This is a genomic window from Streptomyces sp. JJ36 (assembly GCF_021696945.1).
Classification (GTDB): domain Bacteria; phylum Actinomycetota; class Actinomycetes; order Streptomycetales; family Streptomycetaceae; genus Streptomyces.
Genome location: NZ_JACYHE010000012.1, coordinates 98296 through 123229 on the forward strand (window position 1 = coordinate 98296; position 24934 = coordinate 123229).

20 protein-coding genes and 1 pseudogene are annotated in these 24934 nt (G+C 74.0%); 8 read left to right on the forward strand and 13 right to left on the reverse strand.

What is annotated here, in order from left to right; translation table 11 throughout:
- Positions 1–121: 121 nt before the first annotated feature.
- Entirely contained in the window at positions 122–1738 is a 1617-nt protein-coding gene (gene aceB / locus HOY81_RS07540) for a malate synthase A (protein ID WP_237319437.1), read from the forward strand.
- A 218-nt stretch (positions 1739–1956) separates the two neighbouring features.
- Positions 1957–4038, forward strand: a complete 2082-nt coding sequence (locus HOY81_RS07545; protein WP_237319438.1) for a SpoIIE family protein phosphatase — start codon at positions 1957–1959, stop codon at positions 4036–4038.
- Between the two features lie 85 nt (positions 4039–4123).
- Here the strand turns inward: HOY81_RS07545 and HOY81_RS07550 are convergent, their stop codons facing one another.
- From HOY81_RS07550 to HOY81_RS07585, 8 genes are all read right to left on the reverse strand, one after another.
- The gene (locus HOY81_RS07550) at positions 4124–5599 is read right to left on the reverse strand and encodes an arylsulfatase (RefSeq protein WP_237319439.1); all 1476 of its coding nucleotides are present in this window, start codon (positions 5597–5599) and stop codon (positions 4124–4126) included.
- A 326-nt stretch (positions 5600–5925) separates the two neighbouring features.
- The gene (locus HOY81_RS07555; RefSeq protein ID WP_237319462.1) at positions 5926–7305 is read right to left on the reverse strand and encodes a nucleobase:cation symporter-2 family protein; all 1380 of its coding nucleotides are present in this window, start codon (positions 7303–7305) and stop codon (positions 5926–5928) included.
- Positions 7306–7792: 487 nt separating this feature from the next.
- Positions 7793–9178, reverse strand: a complete 1386-nt coding sequence (locus HOY81_RS07560) for an 8-oxoguanine deaminase (protein ID WP_237319440.1) — start codon at positions 9176–9178, stop codon at positions 7793–7795.
- A gap of 156 nt (positions 9179–9334) precedes the next feature.
- On the reverse strand, positions 9335–10291 hold the full coding sequence (gene pucL / locus HOY81_RS07565; RefSeq protein WP_237319441.1) for a factor-independent urate hydroxylase: 957 nt from the start codon (positions 10289–10291) through the stop codon (positions 9335–9337).
- 7 nt (positions 10292–10298) lie between these two features.
- Positions 10299–10733: a hydroxyisourate hydrolase gene (locus HOY81_RS07570; RefSeq protein WP_237319442.1), complete on the reverse strand. Its 435-nt coding sequence runs from the start codon at positions 10731–10733 to the stop codon at positions 10299–10301.
- 3 nt (positions 10734–10736) lie between these two features.
- A complete protein-coding gene (gene uraD / locus HOY81_RS07575) occupies positions 10737–11264 on the reverse strand; it encodes a 2-oxo-4-hydroxy-4-carboxy-5-ureidoimidazoline decarboxylase (protein ID WP_237319443.1) in 528 nt (175 codons plus the stop codon).
- Positions 11265–11463: 199 nt separating this feature from the next.
- Complete coding sequence (locus tag HOY81_RS07580) at positions 11464–11844, reverse strand: helix-turn-helix domain-containing protein (protein ID WP_237319444.1); 381 nt, start codon at positions 11842–11844, stop codon at positions 11464–11466.
- A complete protein-coding gene (locus HOY81_RS07585; RefSeq protein WP_237319445.1) occupies positions 11841–12107 on the reverse strand; it encodes a hypothetical protein in 267 nt (88 codons plus the stop codon). Before HOY81_RS07585 ends, HOY81_RS07580 begins: the two co-directional genes overlap by 4 nt.
- A gap of 143 nt (positions 12108–12250) precedes the next feature.
- On the opposite strand from HOY81_RS07585, the gene HOY81_RS07590 reads away from it, so the two are divergent.
- The 5 genes from HOY81_RS07590 (at position 12251) to HOY81_RS07610 (ending at position 18871) form a co-directional block, all read left to right on the forward strand.
- On the forward strand, positions 12251–13090 hold the full coding sequence (locus tag HOY81_RS07590) for a TIM barrel protein (RefSeq protein WP_237319463.1): 840 nt from the start codon (positions 12251–12253) through the stop codon (positions 13088–13090).
- A gap of 101 nt (positions 13091–13191) precedes the next feature.
- Positions 13192–14088 (forward strand): 2-hydroxy-3-oxopropionate reductase, encoded by an 897-nt coding sequence (locus HOY81_RS07595; RefSeq protein ID WP_237319446.1) that lies wholly within the window; start codon positions 13192–13194, stop codon positions 14086–14088.
- A gap of 439 nt (positions 14089–14527) precedes the next feature.
- A complete protein-coding gene (gene gcl, locus HOY81_RS07600; protein WP_237319447.1) occupies positions 14528–16312 on the forward strand; it encodes a glyoxylate carboligase in 1785 nt (594 codons plus the stop codon).
- Between the two features lie 148 nt (positions 16313–16460).
- The gene (locus HOY81_RS07605; protein ID WP_237319448.1) at positions 16461–17933 is read left to right on the forward strand and encodes a catalase; all 1473 of its coding nucleotides are present in this window, start codon (positions 16461–16463) and stop codon (positions 17931–17933) included.
- 167 nt (positions 17934–18100) lie between these two features.
- Positions 18101–18871 (forward strand): hypothetical protein, encoded by a 771-nt coding sequence (locus HOY81_RS07610; RefSeq protein WP_237319449.1) that lies wholly within the window; start codon positions 18101–18103, stop codon positions 18869–18871.
- A 52-nt stretch (positions 18872–18923) separates the two neighbouring features.
- On the opposite strand, the gene HOY81_RS07615 is transcribed toward HOY81_RS07610, so the two are convergent.
- Positions 18924–20597, reverse strand: coding sequence for an AMP-binding protein (locus tag HOY81_RS07615; RefSeq protein ID WP_237319450.1), 1674 nt, complete (start codon positions 20595–20597; stop codon positions 18924–18926).
- A 236-nt stretch (positions 20598–20833) separates the two neighbouring features.
- Between HOY81_RS07615 and HOY81_RS07620 the strand changes: the two genes are divergently transcribed.
- Positions 20834–21928, forward strand: coding sequence for an endonuclease/exonuclease/phosphatase family protein (locus tag HOY81_RS07620; RefSeq protein ID WP_237319451.1), 1095 nt, complete (start codon positions 20834–20836; stop codon positions 21926–21928).
- A gap of 201 nt (positions 21929–22129) precedes the next feature.
- Here the strand turns inward: HOY81_RS07620 and HOY81_RS07625 are convergent, their stop codons facing one another.
- From HOY81_RS07625 to HOY81_RS07640, 4 genes and pseudogenes are all read right to left on the reverse strand, one after another.
- The gene (locus tag HOY81_RS07625) at positions 22130–22717 is read right to left on the reverse strand and encodes a cyclopropane-fatty-acyl-phospholipid synthase family protein (protein WP_237319452.1); all 588 of its coding nucleotides are present in this window, start codon (positions 22715–22717) and stop codon (positions 22130–22132) included.
- Positions 22707–23249, reverse strand: a complete 543-nt coding sequence (locus HOY81_RS07630) for a GNAT family N-acetyltransferase (RefSeq protein ID WP_237319453.1) — start codon at positions 23247–23249, stop codon at positions 22707–22709. Before HOY81_RS07630 ends, HOY81_RS07625 begins: the two co-directional genes overlap by 11 nt.
- A gap of 178 nt (positions 23250–23427) precedes the next feature.
- Entirely contained in the window at positions 23428–23676 is a 249-nt protein-coding gene (locus HOY81_RS07635) for an SCO4226 family nickel-binding protein (RefSeq protein WP_237319454.1), read from the reverse strand.
- Positions 23677–24290: 614 nt separating this feature from the next.
- Positions 24291–24934, reverse strand: a pseudogene (locus HOY81_RS07640) (hypothetical protein); the annotation flags it as partial.

Consider the following 24934-nt stretch of genomic DNA (forward strand, 5'->3'; position numbering starts at 1 on the left):
GCCCCGTACCCACGACGGCGCCCGCGACCGTATTCCGGAGCGGCTGGCACTGCGTGCCCTGTGCAGCCCCGCGACCGGGAAGGCGGCCGTCAGGCACCGCCCGCTGAAGGAGTGACCGCACATGTCCGCACCAGCGCCGTCCCAGCCAGCCGTCGTCGACGCCGAGCCGGTCGACCGTCAGGACGAGGTCCTGACCGGCGCGGCCCTGGCGTTCGTGGCCGAGCTGCACCGGCGGTTCACGCCGCGCCGTGACGAGCTGCTGGTACAGCGTGCCGAGCGCCGGGCCGAGATCGCCCGCACCGGCACGCTGGACTTCCTCCCGCACACCGCCGGCGTCCGGGAGGGCGACTGGCAGGTGGCCCCCTGCCCGCCCGCGCTCCAGGACCGCCGGGTGGAGATCACCGGTCCGACCGACCGGAAGATGACCGTCAACGCGCTGAACTCCGGCGCCCGGGTCTGGCTCGCCGACTTCGAGGACGCCTCGGCTCCCACCTGGGAGAACGTCATCGGCGGCCAGCTCAATCTGGCCGACGCCTACGAGCGCCGCATCGACTTCACCGACCCGGCGAGCGGCAAGTCCTACGCCCTCCGCCCCGCCGAGGAGCTGGCCACCGTGGTGATGCGGCCCCGCGGCTGGCACCTGGAGGAGCGCCATCTGCGGGTGGACGGCCGCGCCGTGCCGGGCGCCCTGGTCGACTTCGGGCTCTACTTCTTCCACAACGCGCAGCGCCTGCTCGACCTCGGCAAGGGCCCCTACTTCTACCTGCCGAAGACCGAGTCGCACCTCGAGGCGCGGCTGTGGAACGACGTGTTCGTCTTCGCCCAGGACTACTGCGGCATCCCGCAGGGCACCGTGCGGGCCACCGTACTGATCGAGACGATCACCGCCGCGTACGAGATGGAGGAGATCCTGCACGAGCTGCGCGACCACGCCTCCGGGCTGAACGCCGGCCGCTGGGACTACCTCTTCTCGCTCGTCAAGAACTTCCGGGACGCCGGCGAGCGCTTCGTGCTCCCGGACCGCAACGCGGTGACCATGACGGCCCCCTTCATGCGGGCCTACACCGAGCTGCTGGTCCGCACCTGCCACAAGCGGGGCGCGCACGCCATCGGCGGCATGGCGGCGTTCATCCCGAACCGCCGGGACCCGGAGGCCAACGAGCGGGCCCTGGAGAAGGTGCGCAGCGACAAGGACCGGGAGGCCGGCGACGGCTTCGACGGCTCCTGGGTCGCCCACCCCGACCTGGTGCCCGTCGCCCGCGCCTCGTTCGACGCGGTGCTCGGCGACCGGCCGCACCAGAAGGAGCGGCTCCGGGAGGACGTCCGGGTGGCGGCGGCCGACCTCCTCGCCGTCGACTCGCTGGACGCGCGACCGACGTACGAGGGCCTGCGGAACGCCGTGCAGGTCGGCATCCGCTACATCGAGGCGTGGCTGCGCGGGCTCGGGGCCGTGGCGATCTTCGGTCTGATGGAGGACGCCGCCACCGCGGAGATCTCCCGCTCGCAGATCTGGCAGTGGGTGAACGCCGGTGTCGTCCTGGACGACGGCCGCCGCGTCACCCCCGAGCTGGTCCGGGAGATCGCGGCGGAGGACCTGGCGGCCGTCCGCGCCGAGACCGGCGAGGAGGCGTTCGCCGCCGGGCGCTGGCAGCAGGCGCACGACCTGCTGCTCCGGGTGGCGCTGGACGAGGACTACGCCGAATTCCTCACCCTGCCCGCCTACGAGCTGCTGGACTGACACCCGCCGCGCACCGCGGAGGCGCGGCACCGGGTCCGCCGGGGACGGCGGGCCCCGGGGCCGCGCCGCGGGCGACGGCCGCACGGCGCCGGGCCCGGGGACGCGACGGACCGCTGCGGCCTCCCGACCTGCGCGCGGTGGTCGCCATACCCGGCGGACAGTGCCACAGTGGTGGCATCGGGGCGGTCGGTCTGCCGCCCTCGAGGGCGGGAGCTGGGATGGATCCGCGCAGGGCGCCGCCGGGCGGCACCGGAGACCCGGGCCCGTGGCCCGTCGGGCCCGAGTGCGCCATGGTGCTCACCCACACCGGGTCCTTCGACTGGGACCTGGACCGCGGCCTGCTCCACCTCGACGGCTCCGCGCAGGCCCTCTTCGACCTGCCGGACGGCGCCTACGACAGCGATCCGCAGAGCCTCGCCGAGCGGGTGCCGCCCTCGGAGGCCACCCGGCTGGACGCGCTGATCTCCCAGGTGCTCAAGCAGGGCGGCGGCTCGTACTCGGTCTACTTCCGCATCCAGCGCCGGGACGGCTCCGTCCGCTGGGCGCACAGCCAGGGGGCGGTGCGGCGGGGCCCCACCGGCCGCCCGCGCCGCATCATCGGCATCCTCCGGGACGCCGGGGAGGAGTTGACCCGCCCGGCCGGACACACCCCCTACGCGACCCGGAACCCGCACACCGACGTGGTGGAGAAGACCACCGCGGCCCTGGCACACGCCCGGACCGTGGGCGAGGTGCTGGACGCGCTGGCCGCCTCGCACGGGCTGGAACAGCTCGGGGCGGTCGGGCTCATCGTCGGCCTGCTGGAGGACACCCGGCTGCGGATGTTCGGCGAGGGCGAGCTGGGCGACCGGCTCCCGCTGGACGGCTTCGCGCGGATCGAGGACCCGCTGCCGCTCAGCGAGGTGGTGCGCACCCTCACCCCCCGCTATCTGACCTCCCCCGAGGACTTCCGCGCCCGCTACCCGCGGCTCTGGCGGCACCTGAGGGAGCTGGACGTCTCGGCCGCCGCCTATCTCCCGCTGCTCGCCCAGGCCCGTGCGGTGGGGGCGATCGGCCTGCTCTACCGGAACAAGCACTCCTTCCCGAACGAGGAGCGGGCCCTGCTCACCGCGCTCACCAGCAGCATCGCGCAGAGCGTGCAGCGTGCCCGGCTGTACGAGCAGGAGCACGAGCTCGCCGAGGGCCTGCAGCGCGCGATGCTGCCGCACACCATCCCCTACACGCCGGGGGTGCGGGCCGAGGTCCGCTACCGCTCCGCCCGGCAGGGCACCGACATCGGCGGCGACTGGTACGACGTCATCCCGCTGCCCGGCGGCCGGGTGGCGGCCGTGGTGGGCGACGTGCAGGGGCACGACACCCAGGCGGCGGCGGTGATGGGCCAGCTCCGGATCGTGCTGCGCGCCTACGCGGCGGAGGGGCACGCGGCGCCGACCGTGATGGCCCGGGCCTCCGCCTTCCTGCACGACCTGGACACCGACCGGTTCGCCACCTGTCTCTACGCCGAGACCGACCCGGTGAGCGGCTGGGTGCGGCTGGTCCGGGCCGGGCACCCGGCGCCGCTGCTCCGCCGGCCGGACGGGAGCTGCCGCACCTTCCCCGCCATGGGCTCCCTGCCCCTGGGCCTCTCCACGCACTTCGGCCGGGTGGAGTACCCGGAGACCACCATGGAGCTGGAGCCGGGCGAGACGCTGGTGCTCTTCACCGACGGGCTGGTGGAGGAGCCCGGCAGCGACCTGGACACCGGGGTGCGGCGGCTGGAGGAGGCCGTGCGGGACGGCCCGCAGGACATCGCGGAGCTGGCGGACCGGCTGTGCGAGGTGCCCGACGGCTGGGCGGGCACCGACGACATGGCCCTGGTGCTGCTGCACCGCGAGGAGACCGCGCCCCGGCAGCCGGGACGCCGGCTGCACCAGCACGTGGCCCCGCGCGACCCCGAGGCGCTGATCGCCGTGCGCCACATGGTGCACGCCGCGGCCCGGTCCTGGAGCGCGGGCGACCGCGCGGACGACGTGGCGCTGGTCACCGACGAGCTGGTCACCAACGCGCTGCTGCACACCGGTGACGGCGCCACCGTCACCGTCTACCCGCTGGCCGGCCGGGAGCGCCGGGTGCGGGTGGAGGTCGCGGACCGCTCCAGCGCACCGCCCCAGGTGCGGACGCCCGCCGCCTCCTCGGTCTCCGGGCGCGGCATGCTGCTGGTCGACCGGCTGGCGGAGGTCTGGGGCGTGGAGTCCCGGGGCTCGGGCAAGAGCGTGTGGTGCGAGTTCCTCAGCACCGACGGGCCGGACCCGGCGCCCTGACGCGCCGCCACGCCGTACGGGCGGGCGGGGCGTACGGCGGCGCACCGTACGGGCGGGCCGGCGCCGCGGCCCGCCCGCGGGCCGCTCAGGCGCGTACCGGCTGCGGCTCCACCCAGGCGTCGTGCGCGAGGTTGACCAGCCGGGCCACGATCCGCGGATGCCGTGCGGCGACGTCGTGCCGCTCCCCCGGGTCCGTCCGCAGGTTGTAGAGCTCGACCTGCCAGCGCGCGTCCGGCACCGAGCGGTCCCGGCCGGGGGCGAACCGGACCAGCTTCCAGTCGCCCTGCCGCACCGCCTCGCAGACCTGCAGCCCGCGGCCGTGGTCGGCGCGCTGCGAGTGGCGGGTGGCGTGCGGGTCGTTGCGGTACCAGTAGAGATACCGGTGCGGACGGGCGTCGCCCCCGCCGAGGAGCCCGGTGAGGGAGACGCCGTCGATGTTTCCGGGCACGCGGGCGCCGGCCAGCTCGGCCACGGTGGGCAGCACGTCGGTGAGCGGTGTGGCACGGTCGGTCTCGCTGCCGGGCTCGATCCGGCCCGGCGCCCAGGCGATGAGCGGCACCCGGATGCCGCCCTCGTAGAGGTTGCGCTTGTTGCCGCGGAGGCCGCCGGCGGCGGCGAACCGCGCGGGGTCGACCCGGCCCTCGTCGTGCGGGCCGTTGTCGCTGCTGACCAGCAGGATGGTGTCCCGGTCGGCGCCCTTGGCACGCAGCAGGTCGACCATGGCCCCGACGGAGGCGTCGAGGTGGGAGACCTGGGCGGCGTGGCCCTTGTTCGCCTGGGTCCAGGGGCGGGTGGCGTAGCCGGCCTGCTCCAGCCGGCGGCTCGGGGCGTGCGGGACGTTCGGGGCGAAGTAGAGCAGGAAGGGGTCGTCCCCGCCGGCGTGCCGCTCCAGGAAGTCCAGCGCCCGTTCGTGGAAGAGGTCCGGGGCGTAGGTGCCGCGGCGGCCGTTCGCGTTGGCAGGCAGCGCCACCCGTTCGGCGTTGTGCCACAGCGCGTCCGGGTGGTAGTCGTGCGCGGCGCCGTGGGCGATGTAGCCGTAGAACTCCTCGAAGCCCCGGCTGTTCGGGTGACTGGGCTGGTGGGGCTCCTCCGGCCCGAAGCCCCACTTGCCCACGCAGGCCGTCCGGTAGCCGCGTTCCCGCAGCAGCTCCGCGAAGGTGGTGTCGTCGTCGCCTATGGAGGCCTGCGGGCCCTGGAAGGGGTTGGTGCGCACGGCGGCGTGCCCGCTGTGCAGCCCGGTCAGCAGCGAGCAGCGGGACGGGGCGCAGACCGGCGCCGGTGCGTACGCCTGGGTGAACCGCATCCCCTCGGCGGCAAGTTCGTCGAGCCGCGGGGTGGTGATCAGGCGCTGGCCGTACGAGCCCAGCTCCCCGTACCCGAGGTCGTCGGCGAGGACGACGATGACGTTCGGGGGGCGGACACTGGCCTCGGCGGACGGTGAGTCCGACGACTCGTCGTCGGTGCCGGCGGCGATCGCGGTGACGGCGGCGGTGGCCCCGGCCAGGCCGAGAGCCGCTCCGGCCGCGGCGACGAACTTCCGGCGGCTGGTGGTGGCGTGCACGGGGGGGTGGCTCCTTCAGACGGTGCTGAGGGATCATCTTGGCCCAGCCGGAGGGGTGCTCCGTTCCCACCGGGCGGCGCCCGCGCACCGGTCCGCGCCGTCACCACCGCCCCCACCTGCGGGGACGCGAAGCGTGACGGCGCGGAGCACCGGTACAGGGACCATACATCGATATGTATTGGTTATGGGACTACCGCCCGGATTCCGTCGATCCGGGGCGGTGCCGCCACGGACCACCGCCGGAATGTCCCGTTGCGCGGCGTTCATGCGTGAGGTCACCGCGACTGGCCCTGCGCTGCCACCCGTTCGGGCCGGGGCGCACCCGCTCAGCGGGTGGCCGCGGGGGCGCTCTCGGGGTGCGCCGGGGGCGGCTGGGAGCCCGGCTCGGCGTGCGGCTCCATCGGGTGTGCGACGGTCTGCTCTTCCGCCCGGCGCCCGCCGAGGTGGTTGAAGAGGAAGTTGAGGACGATGGCCGCGAGGCAGCCGGTGGAGATGCCGGAGTCCAGGACGATGCGCGCGCTCTCCGGGAAGGAGTGGTAGAAGCCCTCCGCGGTGATGGGGATGATGCCGACGGCCAGCGAGACCGCTACGACCACCACGTTGCTGTCCCGGTCCAGGCCCGCCCTCACCAGCGTCTGGATGCCGCTGGCGGCGACCGAGCCGAAGAGCACCACACCCGCCCCGCCCAGCACCGGCAGCGGGACGGCGGCGATGAGCGCGGCCGCGACCGGGCAGAGGCCCATCAGCACCAGGATGGCGCCGCCGGCGGCGACCACGAAGCGGCTGCGCACCCGGGTCATCGCCACCAGGCCGATGTTCTGTGCGAAGGCGCTGCAGGTGAAGCCGTTGAAGAAGGGGCTGACGAAGGAGCCCAGGGTGTCGGCGCGCAGGCCGGCCGCGATCGTCTTCTCGTCCGCCGGGCGGTCCACGATCTCGCCCAGCGCCAGCATGTCGGCGGTGGACTCCGTCATCGACACCACCATGACGATGCAGATCGAGATGATCGCGGCCGGCGAGAACTGCGGGGCGCCGAAGTGGAAGGGCGTCGGGAAGCCCACCACGTCCGCCTCTCCGAGCGCGGAGAAGTCGGTCAGGCCGGCCGGTATCGCCAGCAGCGTCCCGATGACCAGACCGAGCAGCACCGCGATCTGCTTGACGAAGCCGCCGGTGAAACGGCGCAGCAGCAGCACGGTCACCAGCGTCACCGCCGCCATGGCGATGTTCGCGGCCGCGCCGTAGTCGTCGGCCTGCGCGTCCCCGCCCTGGGCCCAGTTGAAGGCGACCGGCAGCAGCGAGATGCCGATCAGGGTGATGACGGTGCCCGTGACGACGGGCGGGAAGAAGCGGACGAGTTTGCCGAAGTACGGCGCGAGGAGGAAGCCGAGGGCCCCGGCGACCATCACGGCGCCGAAGATGACCGGGAGCGCGTCCCCGGGCTCCTCGGAGCCGACGATGGCGAGCATGGGCGCCACGCCGGCGAAGGTGACACCGTTGACGAAGGGCAGCCGGGCGCCGATCCGCCAGACGCCCAGCGTCTGGAGCAGGGTGGCGATGCCCGCCGTGAACAGGCTGGCGCCCATGAGGAAGGTGAGCTCGGCCGTCGAGAGGCCGACGGCCACGCCCACCACGAGCGGGGGCGCCACGACGCCCGCGTACATGGCGGCCACATGCTGGAGACCGGTGGTGACGAGCCGGAGCGGCGGCAGCGTCTCGTCGACGGGGTGCTTGCCGGGGGCGGAGGCACGGTCCGGGGCCGGGGCTCCCCCGTCCGGCGGGTGCTCTCCGGCGGGCGCGCCGCTCGCGTCGCGGGCGCCCCCGTCCGGGGCGTCGGGTTCCGGGGTGCCGTCGGGGGTGGTGCCTTGCGCGGTGAACCTGGGCGTCTCGGCCACGGGCGGTTCCTCCTGTCGGTGGACGTGTGCCGGGGTGGCACGCGGTTTCAGGGAGGTCGTGCTGCGTCGTGCGTGGGGGGCAAGGTCCTGCTGGGTGTGCGGTTGCGGTGTCCCGTCGCGCCCTGGTCGTGCGGGCCGCTCCCGGGACCGGCCGGGGCCGGTCCCGGGAGCGGTGCCCGAGCATCCCGCTCGGATGCCCGGGTTCCGGCCGGGAGCCGTCCCTCCCGGCCGGAGCTGCGGGGCCGTCGTACGACGGCGGGTGCCGTACGCCGCTGCGGTACGGCGGCGGTGCCGGTACGCCCGGTCAGCGGGCGCCGTCGGCGATACGGGCGAGGCGCCGTGCCTCGTCCCGGGTGCTGCGGGCGATCGCGTCCTCGTCGGCGGTGACCAGGCGGCCGTCCTCGACCACCGGCCGGCCGTTCACCAGGGAGAGCGTCACCGGCGCGGCGGCCCCCAGGACGAGGGCGGCGACCGGGTCGGCGATGGAGGAGTGGCCGAGGCCGTCGAGCTTCCAGAGCACCAGGTCGGCCAGCTTGCCGGCCTCCAGCGAGCCGATCTCCGCGGTGCGGCCCAGCACCCGGGCGCCGCCGCGGGTGCCCAGCCGGAGCGCCTGACGGACGTTCAGCGCCTTCTCCCGGTGCTCGCCGAGGCGGTTGACGAGGAGGGCGTTGCGCAGCTCGGTGTGCAGCTCGCCGGACTCGTTGGAGGCGGTGCCGTCCACCCCGAGCCCGACCGGGACACCGCTCGCCAGCATGTCCGGGACCCGGGCGATGCCCGCGGCGAGCCGGGCGTTGGAGGAGGGGCAGTGCGCGACACCGGTGCCGGTGCGGGCGAAGGCAGCGATGTCGGAGTCGTTCATGTGGACGCAGTGCGCCATCCACACGTCCTCGCCGAGCCAGCCGGTGGAGTCCAGATAGTCGGTGGGCCCCTTGCCGAAGAGCTCGTGGCAGAACTTCTCCTCCTCGACCGTCTCCGAGCCGTGCGTGTGCAGCCGTACGCCCTTGCGGCGGGCGAGCACGGCCGCCTCCCGGAGCAGCTCGGTGGTCACGGAGAACGGCGAGCACGGTGCCACGGCGATGTGCAGCATGGACCCGAAGGAGGCGTCGTGGTGGCGGTCGACCGCCTCCTCCGTGGCGCGCAGCGCGTCCTCGGTGCTCTCCACCGCGAAGTCCGGCGGCAGGCCGCCGTCCGACTCGCCGCGGTCCATGGAGCCGCGGGCCGCGGTGAAGCGCACGCCCATGTCGCGGGCGGCCCGGATCTCGGCGCCGAGCAGATCGCCGGCGCCCTGCGGGAAGACGTAGTGGTGGTCCATGGCGGTGGTGACGCCGCCACGGGCCATCATCGCCAGCGAGCCCTGGGCCGCGGCGTGCACCATCTGCTCGTCGATGCGCGCCCAGACCGGATAGAGCGTCACCAGCCAGTTGAAGAGGTTGCAGTCCTGGGCGAGACCGCGGGTGATCCACTGGTAGAAGTGGTGGTGGGTGTTGACCAGTCCGGGGGTGGCCAGATGGCCGGTGCCGTCCACGCGCCGTACGACGCCGTCGAGTCCCCCGGGCGCCGGGCCGGCTCCCACGGACTCGATGCGGTGGTCCGCGACGACGACGTGCCCGGAGGCGTACTCGGTGTCCTCGGCGTCGACGGTGGCGACGGCGCAGTTCTCGATGACGATGCGCTCTGCTCGGTCTGCCATGGTGGTCCTCGTTCTGTGTTCGGCGTCGGGACTCCCCGCCGTCGGCCGGGGAGGGGCACGGCAGGGCCCGTGAGGTGAGTGCCGGAGCCGGCGGGGCAGTTGACAGGACTGCCCCCACCGTTACCGCTCCGGGTGCCGAAAGGGTGGGTTTCGCGGTCAGAGGTTCGTGATGTCCACCGGGATGCGCTGCTCGGCGCCGTCCCGGAGGACGGTGGCCTCGATCAGGCCGTACGGCCGGTCGGCCGCGTAGTAGACGGCGCCGTCGGCGGCCTCGTTCTTCAGCCCGAAGGGCTCCAGGTCCACCCGGAAGTGGTGCTTGTTCGGCATGGAGAAGCGGATCTCCTCCACCTCCGCGCGGCTGTTGATCACCCGGGCGCCCATCTGGTAGAGCGTCTGCTGGAGGGAGAGGGAGTAGGTCTCGGCGAAGGCGTGCAGCATGTGCTTCTTCACCTCCGCGTACGACCGGTCCCAGTTCGGCATCCGCGTCTCCGGGCCGGACCAGCCGTGCCGCCAGACGGCGGCGACCTCGGTGGCGAGGATGCGGTCGTAGTCCTCCTTCAGCGTGGTGTAGCGGTCCTTGAGGTAGCCCCAGAACTCCGAGTTGGTGGAGTTGAGGACGGTCAGGCCGCTGAGTCCGGAGAGCACCTCGAAGCGCTCGCCGTCGAAGGTGATCTGGGCGGTGCGGGTCTCCTGGCCGGTGCGGACGAAGGAGTGCTGCACCTGGTCGGCGCCGATGAACTTCGAGTTGGCCTCCGAGGTGGCGATCCGCTCCCAGGCGTACTCCTCGATGCGGATGCGGGCCCGGTGGATCGGCTCCTGGCTGGTCACGAAGTGCCGGGCCAGGTGGACGCCGAACTGCTCGGCCGACTCGATGCCGTGCTCCTTTGCGAAGGCGAACACGGTGTTCTTGGTGGTGTCCGTCGGCAGGACGTTCGCGTTGGAGCCGGAGTAGTGGACGTCCTCCATGTCGCCGGAGAGCGCGACCGAGACGTTCAGGTCCTTGATGTGGTGGGTGTCGCCGTCGCGCGTGATCTTGACGACCCGGTTCTCCGCCTTGCCGTACTGGTTCTGGCCCAGGACGACCGGGCGGGCCGGGCGGGACATAGCGGTCATGTTCGTGTCAGCTCCCTCGGTACACGGAGTAGCCGAACGGGTTGAGCAGCAGCGGTACGTGGTAGTGCTCACCCGGGACGACCGCGAAGACGATGGTCACCTCGGGGAAGAAACTGCCACTTTCCCTTCCTTGGGGGGCGCTGTCCCTTACGCGGGGGGCGTCCTGCTTTTCCTCGGCTTGCGGTGCTCGCGCGGCGTGGCCGGCGAAGTACGGCTCGACCTCGAAGCGGAGCCGTACGTGCGTGGTGCCCTCCGGCAGGACCGGAAGGTCTTTGCAGCGCCCGTCCGCGTCGGTCTGCGACGCGCCGTGCGCGGCCCAGTCACCGTCGCCGCCCGCACGGACGGACAGCGCGACGGCCACACCCCCGGCGGGGCGGCCCACACTGGTGTCCAGGATGTGCGTGGACACGGAGGCGGTGGTGCCGGCGTGCTCGGTGCTCATGGCTCAGGCTCCTTCGTGCGCTGCGGGTGCCTCCCGGGCGAGGCGGGTCAGCCGGATGCGGTTGATCTTCACCAGTTCGTCGCGTACGTTCTCCCGCTCGCGCTCCGGCGGGTTGCCGAGGCGCTCGCGGAGCGCGTCCCGCATCTGCTCACCGGAGAGGCCGGTGGCGCAGATCAGGAAGACGTGACCGAACCGCTCCTGGTAGGCCAGGTTCAGTTCCAGCATCTCCGCCCTGAGCTCCTCGGAGGCCCCGGACATGCCCCGCTGCTCCCGTGCGGAGGCCGGGTCGCCCGGCTTCGGGCGGCCGATCGGCGGGTGTGCCGCCATGGCCTCCGCGAGGTCCTCCGCGGTCAGCTCCGCCATGGCGGCGTCGCTGGCGGCGAAGAGGGCCGCCGGGTCGGCGTACGGACGCCGGGAGAGCACCCCGCTCCCCCAGGCGGACGAGGCGCAGACCTCGGCGAGTGCGGCCCGGGCCGCGCTCTCCTCGGCGGTGTTGAACCAGGTCAGACCTGGTGTCGGAGTCGAAGTCACGGGGGGCCTCCGAGGCCGTGGTGCTGTTCGGGCTGGGAACAGCTAAGCCCTCCGAGCACACCACGTCAACACTTTGTTGAACTCTGGGTGCGGAAAAAACCGCCGCCCGGCATCCGGACGGCGGCGGGAGGTGCGTGCCGCGCGGGCACGGGCCGCGCCGCGGGTCCGCCGCACGGCGCGGGCCCGCGGCGGCATCGGCTCAGGAACCGCCCCTGGTGGCGTTCTCCCTGTTCAGATAGTTGTAGACGGTGAAGCGGCTGACCCCCAGCGCGCTCGCCACCGTCTCCACGCCGTGACGCACGGAGAAGGCCCCGCGGGTCTCCAGGATGCGCACCACCGACTGCTTGGTCTTGCGGTCCAGCTCGGAGAGCGGCATGCCGTGCCGGCGTTCCAGCTCCGCCAGGATGTGGTCCAGCGAGTCCGACAGGTGCGGCAGCCGCACCGCGACCACGTCCCGCCCCTCCCAGGCCAGCACGACGTCGTCACCCTCGGCGCGGGCGGGCTCGACCATCTCCCCGCCCATGGCGTCGACCAGCGGCTTCACGGCCGCCACGAACGGGTGATCCCCCGGGACGCTCACGACGCGGCCTCCCCCGGCTCGCCTTCGGACACCACGTTGACCTGCAACGACACCCGGGTCGCACCGGCGTCCAGGGAGCGGCGCAGCATCGCCGAGACCGCCGCCAGCACCTCTTCCGCGGCACCTTCCGCCGTGTTGCCGAACGGGCCGACGTCGAGCGCGTCCAGCCCCGCGGCCTGCACCGTCTCCCGTGCCACCACCGCGTGCGGCGGCGGCTCCTCCAGGTCGAACGGTTCCGTCGTGAACTCCACCTTCAATCGCACAGCCCCACCTTAGGCCCGTACGGGCCCACCGGACCCGGCCGCACTTGACAGCACCCGGCACCCGGTAGCACTCTTCCAACACGCAGAAACGAACTTCCGCAATACGGAAGGGAGCACCGATCACAGTGGCCCCCCTCGCAGAAATCGGCAGCGGAGACCACCGCTTCACGGTCAACCTGTCGATCCTCTTCACCGAACTGCCGCTCCTGGAGCGACCCGCCGCTGCCGCCGCAGCGGGATTCACCGCGGTCGAGCTGTGGTGGCCCTGGGTCGACGCACCCGTCCCGGAGAAGTCCGAGCTGGACGCGCTCCGGCACGCGCTGAACGACGCGGGCACCACGCTGACCGGCCTGAACTTCTACGCCGGACAGCTCCCGGGCCCCGACCGCGGCGCGCTGTCGGTCCCCGGCGAGGAGTCCGAGAAGTTCCGCGCCAACATCGACGTCGCGGTGGACTTCGCCGGCTCGCTCGGCTGCACCGCGCTCAACGCCCTCTACGGCAACCGCGTCGAGGGCGTGGACGAGGCGGAGCAGGACGCCCTCGCCCTGGAGAACCTGGAGCGGGCGGCCCGCGCCGCCGACCGGATCGGCGCGGTGGTACTGGTCGAGGCGCTGAACGCGCCCGAGTCGCCGAAGTGCCCGATCGTCAGCGCCCCCCGCGCCGTCGAGGTGGTGGACCGGGTCAACGAGCGGACCGGGCTGGACAACGCCCGCTTCCTGATGGACCTCTACCACCTGTCCATGAACGGCGAGGACCTGCACCAGGTCATCGACGCCTACACGGCCAGGACCGGCCATGTGCAGATCGCCGACAACCCCGGCCGCGGCGCCCCCGGCACCGGCGGACTCGACTTCACCGACCTGCTCGGCCGGCTGCGGAAGACCGGCTACGACGGCTGGATCGGGCTGGAGTACAAGCCGGGCGACACGCCCAGCGCCGGCGCCTTCGACTGGCTCCCCGCGCCGCTCCGCGCGGCGCGCTAGGCCCTCTCCGCGTACCGGGCCGGCACGACCCGCAAACGGCCGGTGCTTCCCGCCGGAAACCCCCCGAACCTCTCCGATCGCCCCCGAAAGGCAGCACCCTCATGAGCAACCTCCCGAAGATCGCCTGGATCGGCCTGGGCATCATGGGCTCCCCCATGGCCGAGAACCTGATCAAGGCCGGCTACGACGTCACCGGCTACACCCTGGAGCAGGAGAAGCTGGACCGGCTGACGAAGAACGGCGGCGCCGCCGCCGCCTCGATCGCCGAGGCCGTCCGCGACGCCGACGTCGTGATCACCATGGTCCCCGCGTCCCCGCAGGTCGAGGCGATCGCCTACGGCCCCGAGGGCATCCTGGAGCACGCGAAGTCCGGCGCCCTGCTGATCGACATGTCCTCGATCACCCCGCAGACCTCCGTCGACCTGGCCAAGGCCGCGGCGGAGAAGGACATCCGGGTGCTGGACGCCCCGGTCTCCGGCGGCGAGGCCGGCGCCGTCGAAGCGGTGCTCTCCATCATGGTCGGCGGCGAGCAGGCCGACTTCGACCGCGCCAAGCCGCTCTTCGACGCGCTGGGCAAGACCATCGTGCTCTGCGGCCCGCACGGCTCCGGCCAGACCGTCAAGGCGGCCAACCAGCTCATCGTCGCGGTCCACATCCAGGCCTGCGCCGAGGCCGTGGTCTTCCTGGAGAAGTCCGGCGTCGACCTGAACGCCGCCCTGGACGTGCTCAACGGCGGCCTGGCCGGCTCCACCGTGCTGACCCGGAAGAAGGACAACTTCAAGAACCGGGACTTCCAGCCCGGCTTCCGCATCGACCTGCACCACAAGGACATGGGCATCGTCAGCGACGCCGCCCGCACCGTCGGCGCCGCCCTGCCGGTCGGCTCCCTGGTGGCCGACCTGGTGGCGTCCCTGCGGGCGCAGGGCGACGGCGGCCTCGACCACTCCGCGCTGCTGCGCGGCGTCGAGCGCCTCTCCGGCCTCCCGGTCCGGGACTGACCGCCGCGGGCCGGCCCCGCACCGGGGCCGCCCGGCACCGCACCGGTCCCGGCCGGTGCTTCCCGCGGACCCGCCCGTACGGGACCGGCCGACCCCTGACCGGCCCGGGCCCGTACGCGGGAACCCGCCGCATCCCGGAGGGCCGCAGCGGCCCTCCCCGCCACGTCCGGGCGGCGGCGCCGACACCTGTCCTGTCGCGCCCAGGCGCCGCCGCCCGGATATCCACGGGGCGTCCACCCGCCCGGAGCCACGCGGCACCCACCCGTACCGACCTGCGTGGCACCCGCCCACCCCGACCCCTGCGTGGCACCCGCCCGCCCCGACCCCTGCGTGGCACCCACCCCGCCCGGACACCAGCCGGGCCCCGCCTTCCTCACCGTCTGCTGCGACCCCGGCCCCGGCCCCGACGCCGGCGGCCGGCCGGAACAGGAGTTTCCCCATGGCCCGTATGACCGCTGCCCGAGCGGCAGTCGAGATCCTCAAGCGCGAGGGCGTGGACACCGCGTTCGGCGTGCCCGGCGCGGCGATCAACCCCTTCTACGCAGCCCTCAAGGCAGGCGGCGGAATCGAGCACAAGCTCGCCCGGCACGTCGAGGGCGCCTCCCACATGGCCGAGGGCTACACGCGCGCCAAGGCCGGCAACATCGGTGTGTGCATCGGTACGTCGGGCCCGGCCGGCACCGACATGATCACCGGCCTGTACTCGGCGATCGGTGACTCCGTCCCGATCCTGACGATCACCGGCCAGGCGCCCACCCATCTCCTGCACAAGGAGGACTTCCAGGCGGTCGACATCGAGGCCATCGCGGCTCCGGTCACCAAGAAGGCCACCACCGTGCTGGAGGCCGCGCAGGTGCCCGGCGTCTTCCAGGAGGCGTTTCACCTGATGCGCTCCGGCCGCCCGGGCCCGGTCCACATCGACCTGCCGATCGACGTCCAGCAGACCGAGATCGAGTTCGACCCCGAGTACTACGAACCGCTGCCGGTGCACCGGCCCGCCGCGACCCGCCGCCAGGTGGAGAAGGCGCTGGCCATGCTCGGCGCGTCGGAGCGCCCGCTGATCATCGCGGGCGGCGGTGTCATCAACGCCGACGCCTCCGACCTGCTGGTCGAGTTCGCCGAACTCACCGGGATCCCGGTGGTGCCGACCCTGATGGGCTGGGGCGTCATCGCCGACGACCACGCGCTGAACGCCGGTATGGTCGGCCAGCAGACCGGTCACCGCTACGGCAACGCGACCTTCCTGGAGTCGGACTTCGTCCTCGGCATCGGCAACCGCTGGGCCAACCGCCACACCGGTTACCGGATGGACGTGTACACCGAGGGCCGGACGTTCGTCCACATCGACATCGAGCCGACCCAGATCGGCAGGATCTTCGCCCCGGACTACGGCATCGTCTCCGACGCCAAGGCCGCCCTGGAGCTCTGCGTCGAGGTGGCGAGGGAGCTCGAGGCCGCCGGCAGGCTCCCGGACCGCTCCGCGTGGGCGGCCTCCGCCCAGGAGCGCAAGGCGACCCTGCAGCGCAGGACACACTTCGACAACGTGCCGCTGAAGCCGCAGCGCGTCTACGAGGAGATGAACCGCGCCTTCGGCCGGGACACCGTCTATGTCTCGACGATCGGTCTGTCGCAGATCGCCGGTGCCCAGTTCCTGCACGTCTACAAGCCGCGGCACTGGATCAACTGCGGCCAGGCCGGGCCGCTGGGCTGGACCGTGCCCGCCGCGCTGGGTGTCGCCACCGCGGACCCGGACGCGTCCGTCGTCGCGCTGTCGGGCGACTACGACTTCCAGTTCATGATGGAGGAGTTGGCGGTCGGCGCACAGCACCGCATCCCCTACGTCCATGTCCTGGTGAACAACTCCTATCTGGGCCTGATCCGGCAGGCGCAGATCGGCCTCGACATCGACTTCCAGGTCAATCTGGAGTTCGAGAACATCAACACACCGGAGCTGGGCGTCTACGGCGTCGACCACGTCAAGGTCGCCGAGGGCCTGGGCTGCAAGGCGCTGCGCGTCACCGACCCGGAGGACCTGCTGCCGGCCTTCGAGGAGGCCAGGAAGCTGGCCGCCGAACACCGGGTGCCGGTGGTCGTCGAGGCCATCCTCGAGCGCGTCACCAACATCTCGATGAGCCCCACGGCCGACATCAGCGCCGTGCAGGAGTTCGAGGAGCTCGCCACCGAGCCGGGACACGCACCGACCGCGATCACACCGTTGTCCTGAACCGTCCCGGCACCGCGGGCGCGCCGCAGAGGTGACGGCGCGCCCGCGCCCGCCCCGGTTTCAACAAAGTGTTGACGCTCTATCCGGGCGTCCCTACGCTCCCACATGCGGAAAGGGTCTTCCGCATACGTCAGCAGGAAAGGTCACCATGTCCAAGCCCACGCCGACGGCGGGGACTCTCACCACGGAGTCCGGCGCCCCTGTCGCAGACAACCAGAACTCCGCCACCGCCGGCGTCGGCGGCCCGCTGCTCCTCCAGGACCAGCACCTGCTCGAGAAGCTCGCGCGGTTCAACCGGGAGCGCATCCCCGAGCGGGTCGTGCACGCCCGCGGCTCGGGCGCGTACGGCTGGTTCGAGGTGACCGACGACGTCACCGGCTGGACCGCCGCACACTTCCTGGGCGAGGTCGGCCGCCGCACGGAGACCTTCGTCCGCTTCTCCACCGTCGCGGACAACCTCGGCGGCCCGGACGCCGCCCGCGACCCCCGCGGCTTCGCCGTGAAGTTCTACACCGAGGAGGGCAACTACGACCTCGTCGGCAACAACACACCGGTCTTCTTCATCAAGGACCCGCTGAAGTTCCCCGACTTCATCCACTCACAGAAGCGGGACCCCTTCACCGGCAAGCAGGAGCCGGACAACGTCTGGGACTTCTGGGCGCACGCCCCCGAGGCCACCCACCAGGTCACCTGGCTGATGGGCGACCGCGGCATCCCGGCCTCCTACCGGCACATGAACGGCTACGGCTCGCACACCTACCAGTGGACCAACGCCGACGGCGAGGCCTTCTTCGTCAAGTACCACTTCAAGACCAACCAGGGCATCCGCTGCCTCAGCAGCGAGCAGGGCGCCGAGCTGTCCGGCACCGACCCGAACAGCCACCAGACCGACCTGCTCCAGGCCATCGAGCGCGGCGTCCACCCCTCCTGGACCCTCTACGTCCAGGTCATGCCCGCCGCCGAGGCCGCGGACTACCGCTTCAACCCCTTCGACCTCACCAAGGTCTGGCCGCACGCCGACCACCCCCTCCAGCGGGTCGGCCGGCTGGTGCTGGACCGCAACCCGGAGAACGTCTTCGCCGAGGTCGAGCAGTCCGCCTTCTCCCCGAACAACTTCGTGCCCGGCATCGGCCCCTCCCCGGACAAGATGCTCCAGGGCAGGCTCTTCGCCTACGCCGACGCACACCGCTACCGGCTCGGCGTCAACCACACCCAGCTCCCGGTCAACGCGCCGAAGGCCACGGTGGCGAACAACTACGGCCGGGACGGCTTCATGGCCACGAACCCGCAGGGGCGCGAGGCGAAGAACTACGAGCCCAACTCCTACGGCGGCCCCGTGGAGACCGGCCGGGCGCTCTCCGCGCCGCGCCCGGTGAACGGCCACACCGGCACGCACGAGGCACCGGCCCACTCCAAGGACGACGACTTCTTCCAGGCCGGTGAGCTCTACCGGCTCATGTCGGAGGAGGAGAAGCGCCGGCTGGTCGCCAACATCGCGGGCGGCCTCTCCCAGGTCTCCCGGGAGGACGTCGTCGAGAAGAACCTCGCCCACTTCCACGCCGCCGACCCGGACTACGGCACGCGCGTCGAGGAAGCCATGCGCGAGCTGCGCGAAGGCTGACGGGGAGGTCCGTCTCCGCGCTCCCCCGCGCCGCCGGTCCGTGATGAGGGGTGACCGTCGGCCGGGGGCTCTCCCCGTTGCGGCGCCGTGCTTCCCGGAGCGCGCCGGGTTCGGGGACCATGAGGTGGTCCGCCCTGCCGTCGTCGCCGTGCCCAGGAGCCGCCGCCATGGCCGAGAGCGTGTCCGTGCGCTGCCCCGTCTGCCGCCGGGAGCACAGCTACGCCCCGCCGAGCTACCCCTGCGCCTGCGGCGCCCCGGTGACGTTGCCGCTGCTGCGCGGCGGCGTCCCCGTACGGGTGGAGCACCGCACCTGGGCCGGCTCCTGGGTGCCCGTACGGTGCGGCGCATGCGGACGGCAGGACGAGTGGCCGCAGCCGGAGTTCGGCTGCGGCTGCGGCGCCATGGTGCGGATGCCGGTCGCCGCGCCGGGGCCCGCACAGCAGCCGCCGGGCGACCTGGGCGGCACCCCCGCCGGCCCGGAGTCCCCGCCGGCACCGGGGCACGGCGGGCCCGGCCCCCTCCGGCGGCCCGCACCGGCCGAGCGGGCGCCCGTACGGCGGCCCGCCTTCCGCCCCGTGACCATCCGCACCGCCCAGGACGCCCGTACCGCCGCCGCCCAGTACCTGCGCTGGATCGGCTTCACCGAGGTACGGGTGGTCGGCGGCCGCCCCTCCTCCGGAGTGGACGTCCGCGGCCCCGGGATCCTCGCCCATGTCGACCCGACGACCACGCCGACCGCCCTGCGCGAGGTGGAGACGCTCTGGCTGAACGGGCTCAACGAGTCGGCCGCCGCCGTCTGCTTCTCCCTCGCCGGCTACTCCCAGGACGCCCGGAACCGCGCCGACGCACTGGGCGTGGCGCTCTTCGTGCTGGACCTCACCGGCACCCCGCAGCCCGTCAACGACCCCGCCGACGCGCTGCTCCGCGCGACCTCCTGAGTCACCGCCGCTGCGTCACCGCCCCTGCGTCACCGCACGGCCGGGCCCCGGCTCACTCCCGGTACTCCGTGCCCGGCGCGTGCGCCGCGTGCTCCCGCAGCTCCACCCGCCGGATCTTCCCGGAAACGGTCTTCGGCAGCTCGGCGAACTCGATCACCCGTACCCGTTTGTACGGGGCGAGCACCCTCCGCGCGTGCGCGAAGAGCGCCCGCGCCGTCTCCGGGCCCGGCTCCCATCCCTCCGCCGGCACCACGTACGCCTTGGGCACTGCCAGCCGCAGCGGGTCCGGCGAGGGCACCACCGCCGCCTCCGCGACCGCCTCGTGCTCCAGCAGCGCGCTCTCCAGTTCGAAGGGCGACACCTTGTAGTCGGAGGACTTGAAGACATCGTCGCGCCGGCCCACATAGGTGAGGCAGCCGTCCGCGTCCCGGGAGCCGATGTCGCCGGTGCGGTAGTAACCGCCGGCCATCACCTCCGCCGTGTGCTCCGGGTCGCCCCGGTAACCCGTCATCAGCCCGGCCGGCCGGCCGTCCGGGCCGTTCAGGTCGAGACAGATCTCGCCCTCGTCGGCCGGTTCGCCGGTCACCGGGTCCAGCAGGACCACCTCGAAGCCGGGGGTGGCCCGGCCCATCGAGCCGGGCCGGACCGGCTGCCCCGGCGTGTTCGCCACCTGCACCGCGGTCTCCGTCTGCCCGAACCCGTCCCGGACGGTGACGCCCCACTCCCGCCGGACCCGCTCGATGACCTCCGGGTTGAGCGGTTCGCCCGCGGCCACCACCTCGCGCGGCGCCCGGCGGAGCAGGCCGAGGTCGGCCTGGATGAGCATCCGCCACACGGTGGGCGGGGCACAGAAGGAGGTCACCCCGGCACCGTCCATCTCGGCCATCAGCCGGGCCGGGTCGAACCGCGTGTAGTTGTGCACAAAGATCGTCGCCTCGGCGTTCCAGGGCGCGAAGAAGCTGGACCACGCGTGCTTGGCCCAGCCGGGCGAGGAGATGTTCAGATGCACGTCACCGGGGCGCAGGCCGATCCAGTACATGGTGGCCAGATGCCCCACCGGGTACGACAGATGGGTGTGCTCGACGAGCTTCGGCTGCGCCGTGGTACCGGAGGTGAAGTAGAGCAGCAGCGTGTCGCCGGCCCGGGTGGGCCCGTCCGGGACGAAGTACGCCGGGGCGTCCCGGGAGTCCTCGTACGCCAGCCAGCCCGGCCCGGCGCCGCCGACCGCGATCCGCGTGTAGTCGCCGGGGACCTCGTCGAGCTTGGCGGCGTCCCGGGCCCGCACCAGCACGTGCCGGGCGGCCCCGCGGGTGACACGGTCCGCCAGGTCGATCGGGCCGAGCAGCGGGGTGGCCGGGATGACCACGGCGCGCAGCTTCATCGCGGCCAGCAGGGTCTCCCAGAGCTCCACCTGGTTGCCGAGCATCAGCACGATGCCGTCGCCCGGCCGCACCCCGGCCGCGTCGCGCAGCCAGGTGGCCACCCGGTCCGAGCGCTCCCGCATCGCGGCGAAGGACACCCGGGTCTGCGTGCCGTCCTCCTCTGCGAGGTGCAGGGCCGTGCGGTCGTTGCCCTCGGCGATCCGGTCGAACCAGTCCAGTGCCCAGTTGAAGTGCTCCGGCCGGGGCCAGGCGAACCGCGCCCGGGCGGTCTGGTAGTCCTCGCGGTGCGCGAGCAGCGTGTCCCTGGCAGCGCGGAAGGCCTCGGTGGGGCCGGTTCCCGTCATGCGTGCTCCCCTCGCCGGACGGCCGGTGACGATGTGCGGGCCGGCCCACATCATCACCGGCCGTCCGGCCCCGGCGCCACCGTCCGGGGCGGCACGCCGTCCGCCGTGACGGGACGGTGCACCGCACCCGGCACCGCGGGCGGCTCTGGTCCGTCAGGGCGCTCTTTCCGCTGCCGACATGCGCAGGGAGCGAGAGATCGCCCTGGGCCGGCGCGCGGATGAGGCACCATCGAGGCGTGTACGCGGGGGACGACGACTACGAGTACCGGGGCGAGGTGCCGCCGGAGCTGCGGCGTGGGCGGAGCGGGGGGCCGCCGCGGGGGAGGCGGGACGGACCGTACGGACCGCCGGACCGCCCGCCGCGCCGCCGCCGGCGGCTGCGCCGGTGGGCGCTGTGGTGCGCGGTCGTCCTGCTGCTGCCGTTCAGCGTGCCGCTGGTCTTCCGCGGGCTGGACGCGGACGGGCCCTCGCCGGTCCCGCAGCTCCTGGCCTTCCTTCCCTGGTTCCTCGCCCCGGCCTGGCTCGGTCTGGTCTGCGCGATCCTGGCGCGCCGCGTGCTGGTGCTGCTGTGGGCGGCCGCCGTGCTGGGCTCCACCGGCTGGTTCCTGCAGCCGTACGGGCCCGACGCGCCGCCGCCCCGGCAGGAGCCGGCCACCGCGCGTTTCCGGGTGCTGACCGCGAACCTGGAGCACGGCGACGCCACCGGGGCGCTGCTGGGGGCGCTGCGCCGGGAACGCCCGCACCTGGTGTCCGTCCAGGAGTGCGACCGGCGGTGTGCCGCGGCGCTCCGTACCACCGCGGTGCGGGACGCCTACCCGTACCGCGTCGTCCTGCCCGGGGACTCCGCGGCTGCGGGGTCCGCGCTGCTGAGCAGCCGCCCGCTGCGCACGCTGCCGCCGGTCCCCGGCACGCTGACCATGCCGGGCGCGCTGGTCGAGTTCGGGGGCGCCACGGTGCGGGTGCAGGTGGCCCACCCGATGCCGCCGCTCTTCCGTTCCGTCGGCCCGTGGCGGCGCGAGCTGGGCGCCCTGCGTGACTACGCCGCCGCGCACCGGGCGGAACCGCTGCTCATGGCCGGTGACTTCAACGCCTCCCAGGACCATGCGGCCTTCCGGGCCCTGCTGGAGACCGGGCTGCGGGACGCCGCCCGCCTGGAGGGCCGGTCCCGGACCCCGACCTGGCCGACGGCGACCGCGCCGCCGCTGGGGGCGCAGATCGACCATGTGCTGGTCAGCGAGGAGTTCGAAGTGCGGGACGCGGTCTTCCTGGACCTCCGGGGCAGCGACCACCGGGCGCTGCTGGCGGACGTCAAGCTCTTCGCCGGCGGGTGACCGGCGCACCGGGGCGGTCCGGCCGGGTGCGCGGGCGTCGCCCCGGGGCGGAGCGGGCGGGCCCGGGCCTGGACGCAGGCGTCGCCCCGCGGCCGGGAGGTGCGGAGCCCGGCCGGGGCCCGGGCCGGGAGAGGCGCAGCCTGTGCCGGGGGCCACCGCGCCCCAGGCGGCACGGGGCGACGGGCCCGGTGTGACGCCGGGTCAGCCCGCCGCTGCGGGGACGGCCACCACGCACAGGGTGGGCCGCGGCGCGGTCTGCCCGACCTCCACGGCCCGGACCGTGAAGCCGGACTGCTCCACCCCGGAGGCGATGGTGTGCGCCACGTCCTGGAGCTGGCGGGTGTCCAGCGGCTGCCCGAAGAGGTAGAGGGCGCCCCCGGGGGCCAGCCACGGCAGCACCATCCCGGCCTCGGCGTACGGCCCCAGCCACAGGGTGCCGACATGGGCGGCGAACACCTTGTCGAAGGAGCCCTCGGGGAAGACCGCGTCCGCGAGGGAGAGTTCCCGGATGTCGGCCCGGCCCGCGGCGAGGTGCGGCCGGTTGCGGGCGCGCGCCGCCTCGGCCATCTTGGCGGACCGGTCCAGGGCGGTGATCCGCCCGCCGCCGGTGAGCCGCTCCGCGACCAGACCGGCGGCGACGCCGTGCCCGCAGCCGATCTCCAGCACGCGGTCGTCCGGGCGTACGTCCATCGTCTCCACGGCCCACCGGTGGCGTTCCGCCACGGCCGGCCGCGCGGAGCGGCCGGCCGGGCCGCCCCGGGTGCCGGACCCGCCGGTGCTACCAGACATCGCCGCACCGCCAGTCGCAGACCAGGTCGCCGGTGAGGTCGAGCGGCGTGCCGCCGTCCCCGGGCGGCAGCACGAAGACGGCGTCGTCCTCCTCCGGGGTGCGCCGCAGGCCCTCCGGGGCGAGCACGAACGTCCGCCCCTGCCAGCGCCGCCAGCCGCGGGAGAGATAGAGGCGCTCCCCCTCCGGGGTGGCGGAGAGGGCGCCCAGCGGGTAGGCGGCACGCACCACGCGCTCCAGCGCGTCCAGTACGGCGGTGCCGTGGCCCTGCCGCTGCCGTCCGGGACGCACCGCGAGACCCTCCACATAGCCGGTGCGCAGCGCCCGGTCGCCGTGCAGCAGCCGCCGCTGCACCACCGCGCCGTGCGCGAGCACCTCGCCGTCCTCCCGGAGCGTGACGTGCACGCCCCCGAGGGTGTGGTCCCAGTCGGCATCACTGAAGTCGCCCCCGAACGCCTGGTCGAGGAGCGCGCGGACGGCGTCGAGCTCGTGCCCGGCCAGTTCCGCGGTGTGCGCGGTGCGCACCTCGGTCATGTTCACCGCCTCGTGCCCGGGGAGCGCGCCGTACCGGACCCGGCGCCCGTGCGCGCACCCCTGCTTGCCGGCGTCCGAATGTACCGGCAGGCGGCCGGCGACCGCCGGTCGGCCCGTCCGCGGCCGGGGGCTCCCGGGCGGCCCGGGCTCCTTGTGCGGTTCCGGCGGCTCCGGCGGCTCAGACGGAGAGCGGCACCTCGTGGATCACGTCCGCCGGGTGTCCGGTCCGCTCGTGGATACGCTGCACCGCCTCGGCGGACGGCGCCTCGGAGAGGCAGAAGACCGTGCCGGACGCCGGGTCGGCCCAGGCGCGCTGGAAGTGGACGTCCTCCTCCGCCTCGATCGCGGTGTCGGCGGCGTGCGCCTGCCGGAGCTGCTCTTTCGTGATACCGGTCATGCCGTGGTGGACGTCCATGAACGTGGTCATCGTCCTCAGCACCTTCCGCGTTCACCGTACGGAGGGCGCGCGAGCCGGCGGGACCGGGCGGCCGGCCCTCCGGGGCGGCGGCCCTGCCGCACTGTCCGTACACCTCCATGGTCCGCCCGCGGCGGGCGGGGCGCCACCGGGTACGGCACCGCATCCGGTGCCGCCCTCGGAGCGGCGGGTCCGGGGCTGGGCGTAACGGCTCCGCCGGGACCACGGAGCCGCGGCCCGTCGAGCCCGGGTAGGCCGGAGAGGGGCCGCCCTGCCCTCGCGCCCGCCCGGCAGCGGCCGCTCCGGGGTCCGGCGGGCCGGTGCCGGCCGGCAGCCGAAGCCGGAAAGGCAACGGGTACCGATGGCCCGGTGCCGGACCGGGGCTCAAGGCCGGCGAGGCGCAACGATGGCGACGGCCCGGTGCCGGGTGAGGGCCGGAGCCGGCGGCACCTCAGCCGACGGCGGCCGCCCGTGCCGCTCGCCGCCGGCGGCGGCGCGCTCGTTGTGCTCGGTCGTCCGGAGGCCCCCCTCGTCGGAGGCTGCGGCGGCCGCCTCGCCGGCATCGCGACGCACCCGTCCGCCCACCACCCACGGTTGCCGCTGCGCGCGCGGTGCTCCGGGTGCCCTCACCGGACGGCCGGGTCCGGGACACCGGGCACTCCGGCGGCCCGCAGGGCGTTGGCGAGCGCGCGCCGGTGCTGCTGCGACACGACGCCGGCGGCCGCCAGCAGCGCCGGTGCCAGCTCCCGCGGGCCGGCCTGCACGGCGGCCGCGGCCTCGGCCGGGGTACGCGAACGGACCAGCGCGGCCAGCAACTCCACGGCCTCGGCCGGGTGCCCCGCCGCGCGCAGGGTCAGTGCCGCCTCGCCGACCTCGGCCACGGGGCGGGCGACCCCCTGCCGCAGCAGCCGGCCGCAGTCCTCCCCGCGTCCGGCCGCGGCCAGGGCCGCGGCGGCACCGGCGAGCCGTTGTGGCGGCAAGGACGCCGCCTCCCACAACAGCGCCGACACGTCCGCGGTGAGCCCGGCCCGTTCCAGCTCTCCCGCCAGCACGGCGAGCCGGAGGCCGGGCCAGCCGACGGCCTCGCAGAGCACCGAGTGCGCCTCTCCGCCACGGCCCGCCTCCCGCAGCCGGGCGACCCGCCGCACGGCCTCACGGGCGGTGGCCAGGGCCGCGGCCCGCTCCTCGGCGCCGCTCGCGGGTTTCGCGGGGCCCGCGGGGTGCGCCGCACCCGCGAACCGCGCACCCCGCGGCGGCGCCGGGGCGGCCG

Excerpts from the sequence above, each read along its gene's own strand:
- aceB (WP_237319437.1), top strand. The coding sequence starts at position 122 with ATGTCCGCACCAGCGCCGTCCCAGCCAGCCGTCGTCGACGCCGAGCCG.
- HOY81_RS07545 (WP_237319438.1), top strand. The coding sequence starts at position 1,957 with ATGGATCCGCGCAGGGCGCCGCCGGGCGGCACCGGAGACCCGGGCCCG.
- HOY81_RS07560 (WP_237319440.1), bottom strand. The coding sequence starts at position 9,178 with ATGGCAGACCGAGCAGAGCGCATCGTCATCGAGAACTGCGCCGTCGCC.
- pucL (WP_237319441.1), bottom strand. The coding sequence starts at position 10,291 with ATGACCGCTATGTCCCGCCCGGCCCGCCCGGTCGTCCTGGGCCAGAAC.
- HOY81_RS07570 (WP_237319442.1), bottom strand. The coding sequence starts at position 10,733 with ATGAGCACCGAGCACGCCGGCACCACCGCCTCCGTGTCCACGCACATC.
- HOY81_RS07595 (WP_237319446.1), top strand. The coding sequence starts at position 13,192 with ATGAGCAACCTCCCGAAGATCGCCTGGATCGGCCTGGGCATCATGGGC.
- gcl (WP_237319447.1), top strand. The coding sequence starts at position 14,528 with ATGGCCCGTATGACCGCTGCCCGAGCGGCAGTCGAGATCCTCAAGCGC.
- HOY81_RS07605 (WP_237319448.1), top strand. The coding sequence starts at position 16,461 with ATGTCCAAGCCCACGCCGACGGCGGGGACTCTCACCACGGAGTCCGGC.
- HOY81_RS07610 (WP_237319449.1), top strand. The coding sequence starts at position 18,101 with ATGGCCGAGAGCGTGTCCGTGCGCTGCCCCGTCTGCCGCCGGGAGCAC.
- HOY81_RS07615 (WP_237319450.1), bottom strand. The coding sequence starts at position 20,597 with ATGACGGGAACCGGCCCCACCGAGGCCTTCCGCGCTGCCAGGGACACG.
- HOY81_RS07625 (WP_237319452.1), bottom strand. The coding sequence starts at position 22,717 with ATGTCTGGTAGCACCGGCGGGTCCGGCACCCGGGGCGGCCCGGCCGGC.
- HOY81_RS07630 (WP_237319453.1), bottom strand. The coding sequence starts at position 23,249 with ATGACCGAGGTGCGCACCGCGCACACCGCGGAACTGGCCGGGCACGAG.
- HOY81_RS07635 (WP_237319454.1), bottom strand. The coding sequence starts at position 23,676 with ATGACCACGTTCATGGACGTCCACCACGGCATGACCGGTATCACGAAA.